The organism is Lentibacillus kimchii, from assembly GCF_055381965.1.
Genome location: NZ_AP043934.1, coordinates 49,329 through 67,086 on the forward strand (window position 1 = coordinate 49,329; position 17,758 = coordinate 67,086).

A 17,758-nucleotide genomic window follows, 5' to 3' on the forward strand; every position below is an offset into this window, starting at 1 on the left:
CCCTATTCCTGCTCGGGGTTACGCAAATAATAACCGACTCCTCTGCGTGTCACAATCCAGGTTGGGTTGCTTGGATTATCCTCGATTTTTTCGCGTAAACGTCTGACAGTCACATCTACGGTTCTGACGTCGCCAAAATAATCATAGCCCCATACGGTCTCCAGCAAATGTTCACGTGTCATCACTTGCCCAATGTGACGGGCCAGATAGTGCAGCAATTCAAATTCCCGGTGTGTCAAATCCACCTGTTCATTGTCCCGTGTCACAGCATAAGCATCCGGGTTGATGACAAGGCGGCCAATCTGAATATTTTTCGTTGGCTGGACAGCATCATCCGGGAGCTGCTGCTGCCGGCGCAGGTTAGCCTTAACCCGGGCAATAACTTCCCGGTTGCTGAAAGGCTTGGTCACATAGTCATCCGCACCAAGTTCCAGACCCAGAACTTTATCGATTTCCGCATCTTTGGCAGTCAGCATGATAATGGGCATTGCCTGTGTTTTGCGAATTTCCCGGCATACTTCATTCCCATCTTTGCCTGGGAGCATGATATCCAGCAATATTAAATCCGGTTTCTCTTCATCTGCACGCTCGATCGCTTCATCGCCGTCATAAGCAACAACGACCTCATAACCCTCTTTTTCCAGATTGAATTGCAGAATATCCGCGATTGGTTGCTCGTCATCGACGACCAGTACTTTATGCGCCATAGCCATCCCTTCCTTTATCACGGTTGTTCAGGCAGTCCGAAACAAATGCTGAAATCAGCTGCCTTCAATACATGCGTCTCTTATCCATTTTACCTTATTTATGCGTAAATGTCTTTTGTTAAATAAAAAAAGTGATGAGCGACTATGGCTCACTTGCCGTCCATAACAAAAGACTGACTCTAACAAGGGATTGAGTCAGTCTTTTCTTCGCTATAATGTTTCTATTATCATTCTAAGGGGCTTGCAGAAATCCGCCGGATATATCGTGGACAACATTGGTTTGCTGGCGATCCGGACCAACAGAAAACGTGACCAAAGGAATACCCGTCAACTGCGAAATCCGCTCCAGATAATGCCGGGCATTTTCCGGTAAATCGTCTATATCCGTCATTCCTGTGATATCGTCATGCCAGCCCGGCATTTCCTCGTATACAGGCTCGCATTCAGCCAGTTTATTTAAATTAGCCGGAAATTCATAAATGGTTTCACCCTGATAAGTATAAGCGACACAGATTTTCACAGTATCAAGGCCGGTCAAAACATCGAGGGAATTAAGTGATAAATCAGTAATGCCACTGACGCGCTGTGCATGCCGGACAACCACACTGTCAAACCAGCCTACGCGGCGCGGCCGCCCTGTCGTTGCCCCGTATTCATGCCCGATCTCACGAATCTGTCGGCCGGTCTCACCATGCAGCTCCGTTGGAAACGGCCCATCACCGACACGCGTTGTATAAGCCTTGGAGACACCAACAACGTGATTGACTTTCGATGGACCCACGCCACTGCCAATGGTAACTCCCCCGGCAATCGGACTGGAGGACGTGACATATGGATAAGTCCCTTGATCAATATCCAGCATCGCACCCTGCGCACCTTCAAACAAAACACGCTGATCATCATCAAGGGCGTCATTCAATAAAACGGACGTGTCACACACATACGGCGCCAGCTGCTGGCCATAGTCATAATATGCCTCAAAAATATCAGCCATCTGGAAAGGTTCCACACCATAAAGCTTTTCCAGCCAGCGATTCTTTTCCTGCAGATTTTGTTCCAGCTTCATACGGAATGTCTCTTTATCCAGTAAATCTGCCACCCGTATCCCGCTTCTGGAAACTTTATCCACATAAGCAGGGCCAATGCCTTTTTTTGTTGTACCAATTTGATGCACGCCTTTTGCCTCTTCCTGCAGGGCATCCAGTGTCAGGTGGTAAGGCAGAATAATATGAGCACGGTTGCTGATTCGCAAATTATCTGTTGCTACACCGTGCTCTTGCAGATAGGCTATTTCATCCATTAACGCCTTGGGATCAATTACCATCCCATTTCCGAGCAAACATGTTTTATCGGCATAGAAAATCCCCGATGGAATCAGATGCAATTTGTAGGTTGTATTCGCAAATTGAATCGTATGCCCGGCATTATTGCCTCCCTGGTAACGGACCACAACATCGGCATTCTGTGATAGAAAGTCCGTTATTTTTCCTTTTCCTTCATCTCCCCACTGGGTTCCAACTACAACGACTGAGGACATAACGTGCACCTCCGTATGTTTTCATTTGTCTTTTCGTCATGAACAGCGTTAGTTTATCATCAAGTTATCAGACTGTCAAAGTAATAAACGAACAATTTATTACTTAATAATTATAATGTTCGATAATGGTATAAAGCTCCAAAAATATAGACTGACTGACAGAAGCGGGTGGAAAACAGTGAGACTTGCCTGCTTGTCTCAGGACTCTAATAAAAAAACAGCTTCAACACGTGAAGCTGTTTTTTGCTCAGGTCTGAGCCGGTTCCGGCGGCACATCATTTTCCGCATAGCGATGGTCAAGGTCAACAAACTTACTGTATTCTTTAACAAAAGCCAGTTCAACATTGCCAACAGGACCATTTCGCTGTTTGGAAATAATGATTTCAATAATATTCTGCTTCTCTGATTCTTCGTCATAATAATCATCACGGTATAAGAACCCCACAATATCGGCGTCTTGTTCAATACTGCCTGATTCACGCAAATCCGACATCATAGGCCGCTTATCCTGCCGTGATTCTACTCCGCGGGAAAGCTGTGACAGAGCAATCAGCGGCACATTCAGTTCCCGGGCAAGTGCCTTTAAGGAACGCGAGATTTCGGAAACTTCCTGCTGTCTGTTCTCCCGGGAATTGCCACTTCCCTGAATCAGCTGCAGATAATCAATGACAATCATACCCAGTCCATTTTCCTGCTTCAGACGACGACATTTTGAACGAATTTCACCGACATGGATCCCCGGCGAATCATCAATATAAATACCAGCATTGGAGAGACTTCCCATAGCCATCGTCAGTTTACTCCAGTCGTCTGCCTCAAGCCTGCCTGTCCGCAAACGCTGCGCATCAATATTGCCCTCGGCACAAAGCATCCGGGAAACAAGCTGATCAGCACCCATTTCCAGACTGAAAATGGCCACATTTTCCTCAGTGTTAATCGCTACATTTTGCGCTACATTTAAAGCAAAGGCCGTCTTACCGACAGATGGACGGGCGGCAATAATGATTAAATCATTGCGCTGGAAACCCGATGTAATCTGGTCTAAATCCCGATAGCCGGTAGGGACGCCCGTTACATCCCCATCATGATGATGGAGCTGTTCAATATTATCATAAACATCGATTAAGACATCTTTAATCACTTTAAATGATTCCGTATTTTTGCGACCGGAGACTTCAAGGATATTCTTTTCTGCTTCATTTAAGACATCTTCCACATTGCTGTCACTGGAAAAACCCGATGATACAATATCCGTTGCCGTCCTGATCAAACGGCGCAGGATAGCTTTTTCCTCAACAATCTGACTGTAATACACGATGTTGGCAGCTGTCGGCACACTGCCAGCTAAGTCTGATAAATAGGCCACTCCGCCAACCTCGTCCAGCTTACTGGCATTCGTTAACGAGCTCGTAACAGTGACAACATCAATTGGCTCACCTTTATCCATCAGATTCAGCATCGTTTCAAAAATCCGCTGATGTGCAGCCCGGTAAAAGTCCTCAGGTAACAAACGTTCAGCTGCTGAAGACAGAGCAGAAGGTTCCAGAAAGATAGCACCGAGCACAGCCTGTTCCGCTTCAATGTTGTGCGGTGGTGTCCGGTCATCGAAAAGTTCACTCATCGTCTTACCTCCTTGTGGAAAGACTGAACGCTGCTCCGCGTCTATAAGTGGTGATTACTGCTCTACAACGTGAACTTTTATGGTCCCGACTACCTCTTTATGCAGTTTGACTGGCACATCCGTGTAGCCAAGGCTGCGAATTGGACTGTCGAGATCAATCTTGCGTTTATCAATTTTGTAGCCATAGACATTGTTCAGCGTGTCAGCGATGTGTTTGGAGGTAATTGAACCAAATAGGTGACCGCCTTCACCTGCTTTAGCCTTAACCTCAATGGACAGATTGGCCAGTTCCTGTTTCAAGAGCTCCGCTTCTTTTTTCTCCTCGTCCGCACGCTGCTGCTCTTTTTTCTTTTTCGCATCTAAGGCCTTCAGGTTGCCAGCTGTTGCCTCATCAGCCAGATTATTTTTTAGCAGATAATTCCGCGCATACCCGTCTGAAACATCTTTTACTTCGCCTTTTTTGCCTTTGCCTTTAATGTCTTGTTTGAATATAACCTTCATTTTATTCCCCTCCTGTAAAGTAATTTTCCAGTATATCTTTCAGCAGTGCATCGGTCTCATCTATGGTTGTATCTGCAAGCTGAGTGGCAGCATTTGTCAGATGACCACCCCCATTCATTTGTTCCATAACCACTTGAACGTTAACATCTCCAAGTGAACGGGCACTGACACCGATTCGTCCGTCACTCCGTTCAGTAATAACGAAAGACGCATTAATACCGCTCATCGTTAAGAGTGTATCAGCCGTCTGGGCAATAAGAACGCTGCCATAGGCTGCACCGGGTTCGCCTTTTGCAATGGCAATCGTATCATAATAGATTTCCGACCGTTCAATTAATCTGCTCCGCTGAATATAAACATCCAGATCCTCTTTCATCAACCGCTGCACGAGAACTGTATCAGCACCTTTAGATCGCAGATAGGACGCTGCATCGAAAGTCCGGGAGCCGGTTCTCAGTGTGAAACTTTTTGTATCAACGATAATACCCGCCAGCAATGCTGTTGCCTCGAGCATTTTCAGTTTTAATTTTTCAGGCTGGTATTCCAGTAATTCTGTCACAAGTTCCGCAGTTGAAGAAGCATAGGGTTCCATATAAACAAGTGTTGGATCCTCTACAAACTCCTCAGCCCGCCGGTGATGGTCAATGACCACTTTATAGTCTGCCATATCCAGCAGATCTTCATGTGCGACCATTGACGGCTTATGCGTATCAACGACAACCACCAGGCTTCGACTCGTAATTAGTGCCTCTGACTCATCCGGGTCAACAAAATGAGACCACAAATCCTCATCCTCTTTTAATTTATCAACCAGCCGATGAACACCAGTATCAACATCATCCGGATCAAATACAACATAGCCTTCCACGTTGCTGGCCTTGGCAATATTTAAAATTCCAATAGCTGCACCAAATGCATCCATGTCAGGTGCCTTGTGGCCCATGATAATCACATTATCACTGCCCTGCACCAAATCACGCAAAGCATGTGAAATCACTCGCGCTCTGACGCGTGTCCGTTTTTCCATTGGATTGGTGCGCCCGCCATAAAAACGCACCTTGCCAGCATCGTCTTTAATAACAACCTGGTCACCACCACGACCCAGCGCCAAATCAAGACTCGACTGCGCCGATTCACCCAAATCAGGTAATTGGTTGTCACCATCACCAATGCCAATACTTAAGGTGATTGTCAAATTTTGTTCGGCATTAAGCTCCCGAACCTCATCAAGAATAGAAAATTTAACCTTCTCCAGCTGCTCCAGTGTTTCCTTAGAGAAAACACCTAAAAATCGGTCCTGTGATATGCGCTTCAGGTAAATCCCATAATCGTTGGACCAGCTATTCAGAATGCCCGTCACTTTGGAATTTAACTGGCTCTTAAGTGTGTCATCCATACTCTGAGTTATTTCTTCATAGTTATCAAGAAAGATAATCCCGATCACCGTTTGCTCGTCATAGTAACGGCTCTCAAGCTTCGATTGGACTGTTCTGTCAAAAAAGTATAAAAGCCGTTCATCTTTTCGGATGATAACTTGAAAATGATACCCATCGATCTCAAGCCACAGTTCATTCGTATTTTCCTGAATTTTAGAGGCCAGATCATCTGCCAGTGCATTTAAAGAATGGCCCACCAGCGTATCATTGTCCATGAATTGATTCATATATGGATTGGCCCATTCTATATGATTACTCTCATTATACAGAAGAATCCCAAGCGGCATTTCCAGCAGAGCTTCCTCTCCAACACGCTTAACACGGTGTGAGAGTGTTGCAATATATTGTGCTGTTTCCTTCTGCCGTCTATATTCTGTTTGGATACTGTAATAAAGAACGGCCGCCAGCACGCATGTCAGTACCAGCCCAAACACCCATTGAAAGTACCAGATAAAGCCAAGAAGTATAACTGAAACAATATAAGTCGCCCATAAATGTCTGCTTAATCCTGATCTTTTTTGAACATCCTGCATATAATCAGCTCCTACTTGAACACCACTTACGTTTTATCATTGGAAATCCGGTCTTTTAAAGAAATGCCTATATCTAATATACCCAACAGACGAATAAGGAAAAGAAAGATAAACGGCAAAAATACGGTCACTATGATGCTAATAATCGGGAGAGCCTTTGACTTATGCTTCTCGTGAGCATAAAAGAAGATAAACGAAAACCCCTGCAACAGCATAAAAATGCCGGTGAGCATCAGCACATTATTAACAGCCGTAAAGACCATGCCGGACGTATCAAGATCAAAAAGCGACAGAATTAACGCAACAAGATAAATCCAGATCAGAGATACCGGTAGATTGAGTAACCGAAATGGCGGGAAACGCAACGCTTTAGAGTCCAAGCGGTCAATCACTTTGTAACTGACCCACTGACTGATCCATGCCAATACAAGTGACCCAATTGCTATCCAGGCCGGCAACAGATTCCGCAGCATCTCCAGCTGATCCGTTACCATATCCATTTGCTTTTCCGTCAAATCCACCAGACCGAATTCGTCCATCATATCCTGACTCGCGTTGATCGACTGCTGCATCATCTGATTAATTTCTGTAACCAGATTCGTCTGAAGAGCATATTGACTGAAAACAAAAAGCAACACCAGACCGAGCACAAAACCAATCGTCCCTCTGGACAGGGTCTCATAAGCAGAAAGATTCCGTCTGATGGCAATTCCGGCCATTATCCCGCCGATCCCCATCACTATTGCCAGTGCCAGACCAAAGACTGAAGTGAGTAAAACTGACAGAGCAGCTGCTGCAAAGAACATCACAATAGCCGGCTTCCAATCATAACGGGAAGCATAGACAGTAAATGGCACAGGCAGCAAAAAGACAGCAACGACTGAAATAACAGGGACAAGACCTGAAATCAGCATTAGAATCATGTACACAGCTGTCAGTATGACGCCATCTTTCAGTTGTCTCGATTGATCCATTAATTGCACCTCTTTAGTTAATAATGAGCTAGTGTATTGACTGCGTCAACGATATGTCAGCGTCAGTATAACAACTTATTGTTATATGGTAACATGATTTCAGCTTTAATTGGTATGTAATTCAGCATATCCAAAATGCCAGCTGCCAAATAAACATGCTATTTACTTTCCTTAAAATTTAGCATCTGCCAAAGAACAACACAAGTTTTCCTGGCCATTTCCAGACTTTTATTTATTACCCGGGAAATATTTACGGAAATTTGTCGATTGGCTGTCAATGATTCGTCATAGCCAACAAATGCCTTAACCGTTATTTTTTATTATAATAAGGCTATTGCAGAAATATTAAACTGGAGATGACAATGTGAAAAAAATATGGCAGACGTTTCTTAACAGTATCAAATTGCCAAAAAAACAAGCCATGCATAAGCTGAATCGAGTTGGGATGGATATAACCATCATCTATTTACTGCTTCTGCTGCTGATCGTCGCCATTCCATCGCTTGTTGATCAGTTGATGGCCAACAATTCTGCTGGTGCACAAATGAATACTGTTTTTCTCATGATTTATTTTTTCATTTTTAATTATTTGCCTTTAGCCATTATGGTTTTTATATTCATTTCACTAATATCCTATATTTTCACAGGCATCGCTAAATTATTACAGCGTCAAGTCCGTTTTCCTATGCTTTGGAAATTGACCGTTTATACAACGACACTGCCATTTTTATTTTATACCTTGCTGGCCTTCTTTGTTAATACCGACAATATAGTCACTGCTTTATTAATCATTTATATTCTTCTGCTCATGATAAAGCTGATAACCATCTATCCGAAGCGGCGAAAACGAAAATAATACCCTGATATCACTGTTCCCTAGCTGCTGACGCCGGGCTGCTTGTCAGCTGCAGAAACAAGAAAACCCGATTCACAAGTTTTCTGTTCAAGTGAATCGGGTTTCTGTTTAGTCTGCCACGTATGGCAATAATGCCATTTGCCGGGCACGTTTAATTGCTGTTGTTAATTTACGCTGGTATTTTGCAGACGTTCCCGTAACACGGCGCGGAAGAATCTTGCCGCGTTCCGAAATAAATTTCCGCAAAAGCTCAACGTCTTTATAGTCAATATGGGTAATACCATTTGCTTTAAAGTAACATACCTTACGACGTTTTGAACGACCACGACGAGCTGCCATTTAGCACCCTCCTTTTAAGTGAAAACAGACCAATGGAGGCATAAGCAATTGTATGCGCATCCTGATGTCTGAACTTTTTAGAACGGCAAGTCATCATCTGATATATCGATAGGCTCGCCATTATCTTTGAATGGATTATCACTCGTTTGTGATGGATTCATCTGGTTCTGATCATGATTCTGAGCTGGCTGTGATCCTTCTGACTGCTGTTCTCTGTTAGGTGCATTGCCTTTTGTCTCCAGGAACTGGACACTATCGGCGACAACTTCGGTAACAAAGATGGTTTTCCCGTCCCGATCATCATACGTGCGCGATTGAAGACGGCCATCTACACCAACCATGCTGCCCTTGCGCATATAATTGGCAAAGTTCTCAGCGGCACGGCGCCAAACAACACAGTTAATAAAGTCAGCGTCCCGGTTTCCCTGCTGATTGGTGAATGGTCGATTAGCAGCGACGGTAAAATTCGCCACAGCGACGCCATTGGGTGTATAGCGTAAATCAGGATCCTTCGTTAATCTGCCAACTAGTACGACACGATTTAACATCAGAACCACTCCCTATTGTTCATCATCTACTCGAATTGCCATGTGACGGATTATGTCATCCGAAAATTTCGCCTGGCGGTCAAATTCATTAACTGGATTTTCATCACCGCTAAATTTAATGACAACATAATAGCCATCACGATAGTCTTTGATTTCATAAGCAAGTCGCTGCTTGCCCATTTCATCAACTTTATCAATTTCCGCCCCATTATCCGTCAGCACGTTGTTGAAGCGCTCAATTAAGCTTGTTTGAGCTTCTTCCTCCATGTCCGGGCGGATGATATACATGATTTCGTATTGTCTCATCCGTTACACCTCCTTTTGGTCTGAGCGGCTCTTTTCCAAGAAAGAGCAAGGAGTAATCTTTTATTTATTACTCACATCACGGTATTATACCAAAATACATACTGAAAAACAAGCATTCGAGAGATCCTGATTTCTTTCTAACACCCTGTCATATCCGTCAGTTGCCTAAACATTAAAGCGAAAATGCATGACATCGCCGTCCTGCACAATGTATTCTTTGCCTTCAAGACGAACCCGGCCATTATTCCGGGCACCAGCCATAGATCCTGCTTCCATTAAATCCTCGTACGAAACCGTCTCAGCGCGGATAAAACCACGTTCAAAATCGGAATGAATAACACCTGCCGCTTGGGGTGCCTTTATCCCTTTAGGGAACGTCCAGGCACGCACTTCCGGTTCACCGGCTGTGAAGAAGGTACCAAGGCCAAGCAGCTGATAAGAGCGTTTAATGAGCTGATCAAGTCCGGATTCAGCAATTCCCAAATCATCGAGAAACATAGCTTTTTCCTCAGCGTCCAGTTCCGTAATTTCTTCCTCAATCTTAGCACAGACGACGATCACTTCAGCATTTTCTTTCGCTGCATATTCCTTAACCTTCTGAACGTCCTCATTCGCATCCGGGTTTTGCACATCTTCTTCACTCACATTAGCAGCATACAATGCAGGCTTTGATGTCAAGAGCTGCAGACCTTTGACCAATTTCCATTCATCATCAGAGAACGTCAGTGTTCGGACAGGCTCTTCAGCTTCCAATGCTTCTTTCAATCTCATAAGAACATTGTACTCAGCCACAGCCTCCTTGTCTTTCTGACGAGCCATTTTTTCGACGCGCTGCAACCGTTTATTAACCGTTTCCAAGTCAGCAAGCATCAGCTCCAGATTAATGGTCTCAATATCCTCCAGCGGATCGATTTTGCCTGATACGTGCGTGATATTATCATCACGAAAGCAGCGTACAACCTGGCAAGTCGCATCCACCTGGCGAATATGCGATAAAAATTGGTTCCCTAAGCCTTCACCTTGACTCGCGCCTTTAACAATTCCTGCTATATCAGTAAATTCAAAAGTTGTCGGAATCGTTTTTTTCGGGTTCACTAATTCACTCAATTGATTCAATCGTTCGTCGGGAACTTCCACAATACCTACATTCGGGTCGATTGTTGCAAATGGATAATTTGCTGCCTCGGCACCTGCTTGGGTAATGGCATTGAATAACGTTGATTTACCAACATTTGGAAGACCAACAATTCCTGCTGTCAATGACATGTCCACTTTCACTCCTTAAGGATTCCGTTCATATGAACGCATCGATCAAGTTCAATTATAGATAGAAGACAACTAAATGACAAGTCATCAAAAAGGAAAAATAAGCACGTAAATATGCTTATTTCCCCCGCCATTGGCCTAATTTCATTATTCTTGCTTCCCCAGATACAAAAAAATAGCCGTTTAGAAGACTAAAACGGCATTTTACACTAATTTTTAAGTTTCGGCATGTTCCACTACTTTTTTTAACTTTTTAGTGAATTGTTTGCGTGGGATCATAACACTGTGCTGACAACCCAAGCATTTGATCCGGATATCCATACCCATACGGACAATTTTCCAGCGATTTTCGCCGCATGGATGCGGCTTTTTCATTTGGACAACATCATTAATGCCGAATTCTTTATCCACCATATCAAATCCTCCTCACATGTCACGCTGCCGCTCGTCACTCGACGATGCCGGTTCCTCGTCACGCGTGTACATAACCAGACGCGGCGCTGGTATTTGAATACCTTGTTTATAAAGGACTTCTTTCACTTCTTTACGAATAATCCGTGCGCCTGCCCATTGATAGGATGGGAGTGTTTCTGCCTTCACTCGGATTGCGTAATGCGACGTTTCCAGAGATTGCACACCCATAATTTCTGGCAGATTAATAATCTCCTCATAAGAAGCAGGCAATGTCGCAGAAACATCCTCAATAATTTGTTCTGCAAGATCAGCATCATTCTCATAAGGTATATTAACGTCAACGATGGCAAGACCGTTATGAACTGAATAATTGGTCACCTGAGTCACATTGCCATTGGGGAGGACGTGCTGTTCACCAGTCCAGCTCATAATTTTAGTCGTACGGACACCGATTTCCTCCACATAACCTTCCACGCCGGATATATAAACATAATCACCAACTGAAAATTGGTCTTCAAATATAATAAAGAAACCAGAAATAATATCCCGCACCAGATTTTGAGCGCCAAAGCCAATCGCAACACCGGCAACACCAGCACCAGCTAGTAAACTTTTAATCGGTAAACCGAAAGCGCCATCCAAAATCATAATAAATGCCATAAAGTAGACGGTATATCTCAATACGTTCTGAATCAGTTTTTTAATCGTAACTTCACGCCGTTCTGTAATACGCAGAGATTGGCGTGCGCGCGACTCAAACAGCCGATTAATAACCCGGTTGCCTATCCGGATTATTAATATGGCCACGGCCAGTATGACAATGGCCTGAAGAATATTCTCAGCGGCTTCCATCCAAAACTTAGCACCGCTGATATAGTCCCATAGTTCCTGAAATTCCTGCAGAATAAAATTCACATGTAACCCTCCGGCAGTCAATCGATAAATCGATTCTACAACACCGAAAGGATTATGAAAAGCAAAGTACGTCATAGCTGCTCCTCAACTTTATGGCGCCAAAGCGGATATAACAACAATCGTGTTAAAACATACAAATTCAAAATCCCATATACCGGGTAAATATAATTGATTAATGTTGAAAAACCAAGCGTTGTCAAAGGAATCATAACGGCGATGCTGAGAGCGGCAAGCATCCACGTTGGTGCATTCCACATACTTTGAATCCTCGTCACCATTCCCAGTATCCCGGAAGCAGCCGTTGTAAAGATTGCAAACCATAACAGAATTGTCATAACGATCAATATTTTAAAAGAGTAATGGTTTAATATTGCAAACAGCGGAATTTCATAAAGAAGCAATTCATCAGCAATCTGAATTAAACTGCTGTTATAAATGAACGAAAGGATTCCTAAAATAAGACCACTTCCGATGGCAGCAATATAAATCTCCCGCTTTGATTTAACCTTATGACCGACGGCCCCCAGTACAGCAATTAACGGCAATATATTAAGTGCTGTAAAAGGAAATGCGGCTGTCCAATTGCGCTGTTCATTGATGTAAGCAAACGGGTTCAGCTCCTGATCCTTAATGAATAACAGTAAAACGAACAATAAACCGCCCAGCAGCAAGGGTAAAACAAGCTGATTCACAGTAAGCAATCCGCTGATATCCCTAAAAAACAAAATAATCAAAGTCACCGCCATAAACAGAACGCCCCACCAGAACGGAATATTAAAGGCCTGTCCAGTCGCACCACTTCCGGCAATCATAACAACAGTTGTCGCCGATAAATATAAAAATATCATAACGTCATACAGTTTACTCAATCGTTTTCCAACGATTATTTGAAGCACTGGCAAATAGTCATTTGATGCTTGATGATAGCTGACATTCATAATCACATAGCAGCTCACCGAGAAAAATACAGCGAATAGCAGAATAGCCAGTCCACTTTCATAACCAAAAAATTGCCATAACTCCTGTCCCGATGCATACCCAGCCCCAATAGTAGCACCGATGATTAAAAACATCCATTTCACGCCTGCATTCAACATGAATTCTCCCCCATTACGCTCATCAATGTATAGTTTTATCATTTTTTCCGTATACTAATATCAATATGTCTGTGGAGGATAAGCTATGAATCTCATGAATCGTTTCGTTTCTAAGAAGGAAAAACTGCAAATTCACCATACGGATTCACTGCTCGTGGACAAGATAACCGATCGCACAACTTCCTGGTTCCCATCCGTTCCCAGAGAATATGTTGTTATATGCATCGGTACAGACCGTTCTACGGGGGATGCACTGGGGCCATTGGCTGGTTCACATCTTGCTGACATGAAACTTAGGCACCTGCATCTGTATGGCACCTTAACAAACCCTGTCCATGCAACAAATATAGTGGATTATATACAGCACATTCATTATTGGCATAAAAATCCCTATATTATTGCTGTCGATGCCTCTCTTGGTAAACCAGCTTCTGTTGGGACGATTATGACGAGTATGGGGGCCGTGAGCCCAGGAGCAGCTTTAAATAAAAAACTTCCGTCCATTGGAGATATTCATATGACAGGCGTCGTCAATATCAGTGGCTTTATGGAACATGCAACATTGCAGAATACAAGACTTGCACTCGTTGTTCAGATGGCACAAAAAATAGCAGCCATATTGGAAACAATTGACCAGAAATTAACGTATACACGTTCAGTTCCGACTGTTCTGACACAACATAGCTTTAATTATCAACAAGACATTTACTGGCAATCAAACCAAAAGGCAGACAATCATCCATTATAAACGGAACGATGTCTGCCCTACTCTGTCTGTCACATATATGATAATTCGATTCAGATTTCTTTCCTTACAGGTATTTGTTTCACATGAAACATTTTCTATACCTATATCCCAGTTAAATCAGCACGCATTGTACAAGGCTCAACATATAATCAGCTGCACAAATGAAAAGTCGATGATTCGTCTCTAAAAAGTTTAGGCCGTAAAAAAGACTGACAGCCTAGTAACGCAGCAGTCAGTCCTATCTTAATATTGATGTTCATTGCAGTCAGAAGGCCTATAGCAACCAGCTTAAATGGCAGCTAACCATCTTATCTTAACTAGTGATCCAATGTTTCTAGAATACGCTCGAGATCATCATTAGAGTAAAATTCAATCTCTATTTTACCTTTGCGTTTTCCCTGATTAATTGAGACAGCTGTACCTAACCGGTCACGCAAAACAGATTCACGCTCTTGAAGAAATACATCTTTTTTGGGTTTAGTCTTTTTCTTTTTTGGCTGTTCGTCCATATTGACGATCAGATCCTCCACCTGACGGACATTCAATTTTTCCTTAAGTATTTTTCTGAAAAGGAACATGATCTGTTCTTCGTTTTGCAGGCCGAGCAAGGCACGCCCATGCCCCATCGACAGTTCACCATTGTTAATGGATGTCATCACTTCTTCTGGCAATGCCAGCAATCTAACTGTGTTAGCAATGTGGGACCGGCTTTTACCCAATCGTCTGGATAGATCATCCTGTGTCATGCCTGACTCATTCATTAAATTATGATAGGCATATGCTTCTTCTATTGCTGTTAAATCTTCGCGCTGCAAATTTTCCAGCAAGGCAACTTCCATCATCTTATTATCGGATAATTTTTTAACAATGGCAGGCATTGTTTCCAGTTCAGCCTTTTTCGCAGCACGGAAGCGGCGTTCACCGACAACAATTTCATAACCTTTAATACTTTCACGGACAATCAGTGGCTGGACAATTCCATATTCCAGTATCGAATCCTTTAATTCTTCAATCGCATCTGCACTGAAGGACTTACGCGGCTGATAGGGATTTGGCCGGCACTCGTTTACAGGTACTTGTTGCACAGCGTCTTCACTTGTTTCCTCCAGTTCAGAAGGAAAAAATGCATTAATTCCTTTACCCAACCCTCTCGCCATGACTGATCACTTCCTTTGCCAGTTCAAGATATACCTCAGCACCCTTGGATTTTGGATCGTACGTTATTATAGGTTCGCCATGACTCGGTGCCTCTCCCAGCCGTATATTCCGTGGTATAACCGACTGATAGACTTTATCCTGAAAATATTTTTTCACTTCTTCAATCACCTGAAGACCAAGATTTGTCCGTGCATCAAGCATTGTCAGCAGAACACCCTCAATCATAAGTGATTTGTTCAGGTGTTTTTGAACCAAGCGTATTGTATTTAGCAGCTGACTGAGTCCTTCCAGGGCATAATACTCACACTGAACAGGAATAAGAACCGTATCCGCCGATGTTAAAGCGTTAAGTGTCAACAATCCTAAAGAAGGCGGACAGTCAATAATAATATAGTCATATAACGGTTTAAGACTTTCCAGAGCTTTCTGCAGACGAATTTCGCGCGATATCGTTGATACTAATTCAATTTCCGCACCGGAAAGCTGAATAGTGGCAGGTATAATGTCTAAATTCTTAACTTGTGTCGCTACGCATACGTTCTCGGCAGGCAGATCTTCCACCAGAACATTGTAAATACACTGATCCATATCAGCTTTATTAATGCCTACGCCGCTAGTCGCGTTGCCCTGCGGATCAGTATCAACAACTAATACGCGATTATCCATGTGGGCGAGACTCGCACTCAAGTTTACGGCTGATGTTGTTTTCCCCACGCCACCTTTTTGATTGGCAATGGATATTATTTTTCCCATGCTGTCACCTACCTAACATCTCTCAATATCATTCTACCACTTTTTCCTTGTGAAGGGCTATTAAAATAAATAATTTACTAGATTTCTGATATGTAAAAACCACTCATCTTCACTATCTAAAAAGATGAATGGCCTTTCATCAGTCCATATCAGGCTGTCTGCCTCTTATTTCTTTTTCGGTATTTTAATCGTTATTTGATAAAAATCATCCATATCTTCTTCGTCTGTTTCAACATCTATGCCTGTATCGGAAACCATATCCAGTGACTGACGGATCGTATTCATAGCAATCCGAATATCCTTACTAACACCTTTGCGTTTAGGCTGTTTCTCGGCGGATTTGGGCTTCTCAACCGGCTGATTTTGTGCTTGAACGTATTCTTCTGTCTGTTTAACATTTAATTCTTTTTCTAAAACATGCTCAAGCACCTGAATCTGTCTATCGGGATCATCCACCTTGCTTAATGCTCGTGCATGCCGCTCCGTAATTTGTTTATCCATTATTGCTGTTTGCACTTGTTCCGGAAGCTTAAGCAATCGTATTTTATTGGCAATCGTTGACTGATTCTTTCCGAGACGCTGCGCTAGTGCTTCTTGGGTTAACGAATGCAGTTCCAATAAACTGTTATAAGCACTAGCCTCTTCAATAACTGTTAACTCTTCGCGCTGCAGGTTCTCAATCAGTGCAACCGACGCAATCTCTGTATCCGTCATACCGCGTATGATGGCTGGTATTGTCTCCCACCCCAGCTTCTCAGCAGCTCGCCACCGGCGTTCACCAGCTATTAGCTCATAACTGCCTTCTTCAATCTCACGAACGACAATTGGCTGAATCATACCATGTGTATGAATCGTTTGCGCAAGCTCCTGTAATCTTTCATCATTAAATACCGCTCTTGGCTGAAATCTATTAGGTACAATGTTATCAGTTGAAAGCTCAATTACTTCATCTGCCTGGTAGTTTTCCTCCATCGGTGTTGTTTCTTCATTTTTATCTCCCATCCCGAATATGCGGTTCAATGGACTTACCACCAGCAAACACCACCTTTAAACTCATGCTCTTTATGCAAAACCATCATATCCCCTTTTATGTGAACGACATGGTATGTTTCACGTGGAACATATCAAAATTGATTAACTAAACGATAAGTGCATCAATTTGTTATGGCCTCCTGATCATTGGCCTGTACCGGCAAACGTTAACTTTATTCTACCACAGATAGACATGAATGAGTATAAAATCGTCATAGAAAAATAATAAGCTGGCAGCTGAAAGTGATGCCTGGAACATCCTTTGTCCATTATCAGGCATCAAATCCAGTATTAATTAAGAGGTTCTTTATTGGGGATCCCTGGCTTTCGCGGATATTTTTTAGGTGTTTCTTTTTGTTTATGTATGGTAATAATAGAACGAATACTTTTCTCCTCCGGTAAATAAAATGTGTGGGGCGTATCCGCGATTCCACCCAGAGTCGTTATAGCCTGCCTTGCATCATTCAACTCGACAGTTCCCTGTGATCCTTTCATAGCGAGAAATTCACCATTCCGTTTAGTCAGAGGCAAGCACAATTCACTTAATACCTGCATTCGTGCAACAGCTCTGGAAATAACGCAATCAAATGACTCTCTAAATTGTTTCTGCCTTCCAAACGCTTCCGCCCGATCATGGTAAACAGCAACATTTTGCAAATTAAGCTGATCAACTAAATAATCCAAAAAATGAATGCGCTTTTTTAATGAGTCAACAATTGTCAATTTAAGCTCCGGAAAACATATTTTTAGAGGGATACCAGGGAATCCAGCCCCGGCACCCACATCACAAACTGACAAGCTTCCGGTAAAATCGTAATAAAACGCGACTGAAAGTGAATCATAGAAGTGTTTCAAGTAGACATCTTCTTCTGCTGTCAGTGTTGTTAAATTAATTTTTTCGTTCCATTCTACCAATATTTGAAAGTAATCAGCAAACTGCTTCTGCTGCGTTTTATTCAAATGAATTCCATAGTCATACAGAGCCTGGACAAATTGGTCAGGTTTCATGAATAAACT

Annotated in this window: 19 protein-coding genes; 2 read left to right on the forward strand and 17 right to left on the reverse strand. The window is 42.9% G+C overall.

The genetic code is table 11. The annotated features are described in order from the left end of the window. Positions 1–2: 2 nt before the first annotated feature. From yycF to ACZ444_RS00565, 6 genes are all read right to left on the reverse strand, one after another. The gene (gene yycF, locus ACZ444_RS00540) at positions 3–707 is read right to left on the reverse strand and encodes a response regulator YycF (protein ID WP_382357987.1); all 705 of its coding nucleotides are present in this window, start codon (positions 705–707) and stop codon (positions 3–5) included. Positions 708–939: 232 nt separating this feature from the next. Beyond that, positions 940–2,244, reverse strand: a complete 1,305-nt coding sequence (locus ACZ444_RS00545; RefSeq protein WP_382357988.1) for an adenylosuccinate synthase — start codon at positions 2,242–2,244, stop codon at positions 940–942. Between the two features lie 247 nt (positions 2,245–2,491). Next, complete coding sequence (dnaB, locus tag ACZ444_RS00550; RefSeq protein ID WP_382357989.1) at positions 2,492–3,865, reverse strand: replicative DNA helicase; 1,374 nt, start codon at positions 3,863–3,865, stop codon at positions 2,492–2,494. Positions 3,866–3,919: 54 nt separating this feature from the next. Beyond that, positions 3,920–4,366, reverse strand: a complete 447-nt coding sequence (rplI, locus tag ACZ444_RS00555) for a 50S ribosomal protein L9 (protein WP_382357990.1) — start codon at positions 4,364–4,366, stop codon at positions 3,920–3,922. Position 4,367: 1 nt separating this feature from the next. Further along, a complete protein-coding gene (locus ACZ444_RS00560) occupies positions 4,368–6,335 on the reverse strand; it encodes a DHH family phosphoesterase (protein ID WP_382357991.1) in 1,968 nt (655 codons plus the stop codon). Between the two features lie 26 nt (positions 6,336–6,361). Then, a complete protein-coding gene (locus tag ACZ444_RS00565) occupies positions 6,362–7,309 on the reverse strand; it encodes a YybS family protein (protein WP_382357992.1) in 948 nt (315 codons plus the stop codon). A gap of 364 nt (positions 7,310–7,673) precedes the next feature. Here ACZ444_RS00565 and ACZ444_RS00570 point away from each other — a divergent pair, with 364 nt between their 5' ends. Continuing rightward, a complete protein-coding gene (locus ACZ444_RS00570) occupies positions 7,674–8,165 on the forward strand; it encodes a DUF1189 family protein (protein ID WP_382357993.1) in 492 nt (163 codons plus the stop codon). Between the two features lie 108 nt (positions 8,166–8,273). Here the strand turns inward: ACZ444_RS00570 and rpsR are convergent, their stop codons facing one another. From rpsR to ACZ444_RS00605, 7 genes are all read right to left on the reverse strand, one after another. After that, a complete protein-coding gene (gene rpsR, locus ACZ444_RS00575; protein WP_382357994.1) occupies positions 8,274–8,504 on the reverse strand; it encodes a 30S ribosomal protein S18 in 231 nt (76 codons plus the stop codon). Positions 8,505–8,581: 77 nt separating this feature from the next. Beyond that, entirely contained in the window at positions 8,582–9,052 is a 471-nt protein-coding gene (ssb, locus tag ACZ444_RS00580; protein WP_382357995.1) for a single-stranded DNA-binding protein, read from the reverse strand. A gap of 12 nt (positions 9,053–9,064) precedes the next feature. After that, the gene (rpsF, locus tag ACZ444_RS00585; protein ID WP_382357996.1) at positions 9,065–9,358 is read right to left on the reverse strand and encodes a 30S ribosomal protein S6; all 294 of its coding nucleotides are present in this window, start codon (positions 9,356–9,358) and stop codon (positions 9,065–9,067) included. Positions 9,359–9,523: 165 nt separating this feature from the next. Next, the gene (ychF, locus tag ACZ444_RS00590; protein ID WP_382357998.1) at positions 9,524–10,624 is read right to left on the reverse strand and encodes a redox-regulated ATPase YchF; all 1,101 of its coding nucleotides are present in this window, start codon (positions 10,622–10,624) and stop codon (positions 9,524–9,526) included. A gap of 216 nt (positions 10,625–10,840) precedes the next feature. Beyond that, on the reverse strand, positions 10,841–11,038 hold the full coding sequence (locus ACZ444_RS00595; protein WP_382357999.1) for a DUF951 domain-containing protein: 198 nt from the start codon (positions 11,036–11,038) through the stop codon (positions 10,841–10,843). Positions 11,039–11,050: 12 nt separating this feature from the next. Next, complete coding sequence (locus ACZ444_RS00600) at positions 11,051–12,028, reverse strand: mechanosensitive ion channel family protein (protein WP_464433488.1); 978 nt, start codon at positions 12,026–12,028, stop codon at positions 11,051–11,053. Next, positions 12,025–13,050, reverse strand: coding sequence for a YkvI family membrane protein (locus tag ACZ444_RS00605; RefSeq protein WP_382358002.1), 1,026 nt, complete (start codon positions 13,048–13,050; stop codon positions 12,025–12,027). Before ACZ444_RS00605 ends, ACZ444_RS00600 begins: the two co-directional genes overlap by 4 nt. A gap of 85 nt (positions 13,051–13,135) precedes the next feature. Between ACZ444_RS00605 and yyaC the strand changes: the two genes are divergently transcribed. Further along, positions 13,136–13,798: a spore protease YyaC gene (yyaC, locus tag ACZ444_RS00610; RefSeq protein ID WP_382358004.1), complete on the forward strand. Its 663-nt coding sequence runs from the start codon at positions 13,136–13,138 to the stop codon at positions 13,796–13,798. A gap of 317 nt (positions 13,799–14,115) precedes the next feature. Here the strand turns inward: yyaC and ACZ444_RS00615 are convergent, their stop codons facing one another. The 4 genes from ACZ444_RS00615 to rsmG all read right to left on the reverse strand — a co-directional run bounded on the left by ACZ444_RS00615 (position 14,116) and on the right by rsmG (position 17,749). Continuing rightward, a complete protein-coding gene (locus ACZ444_RS00615) occupies positions 14,116–14,955 on the reverse strand; it encodes a ParB/RepB/Spo0J family partition protein (protein ID WP_382358006.1) in 840 nt (279 codons plus the stop codon). Then, positions 14,936–15,709, reverse strand: coding sequence for a ParA family protein (locus ACZ444_RS00620; RefSeq protein ID WP_382358008.1), 774 nt, complete (start codon positions 15,707–15,709; stop codon positions 14,936–14,938). Before ACZ444_RS00620 ends, ACZ444_RS00615 begins: the two co-directional genes overlap by 20 nt. A gap of 165 nt (positions 15,710–15,874) precedes the next feature. Further along, positions 15,875–16,741 carry a nucleoid occlusion protein gene (gene noc / locus ACZ444_RS00625; RefSeq protein ID WP_382358010.1) on the reverse strand — a complete coding sequence of 289 codons (867 nt, stop codon included), beginning with the start codon at positions 16,739–16,741 and terminating at the stop codon, positions 15,875–15,877. Positions 16,742–17,032: 291 nt separating this feature from the next. Further along, positions 17,033–17,749 (reverse strand): 16S rRNA (guanine(527)-N(7))-methyltransferase RsmG, encoded by a 717-nt coding sequence (rsmG, locus tag ACZ444_RS00630; RefSeq protein WP_382358012.1) that lies wholly within the window; start codon positions 17,747–17,749, stop codon positions 17,033–17,035. Positions 17,750–17,758 lie beyond the last annotated feature (9 nt).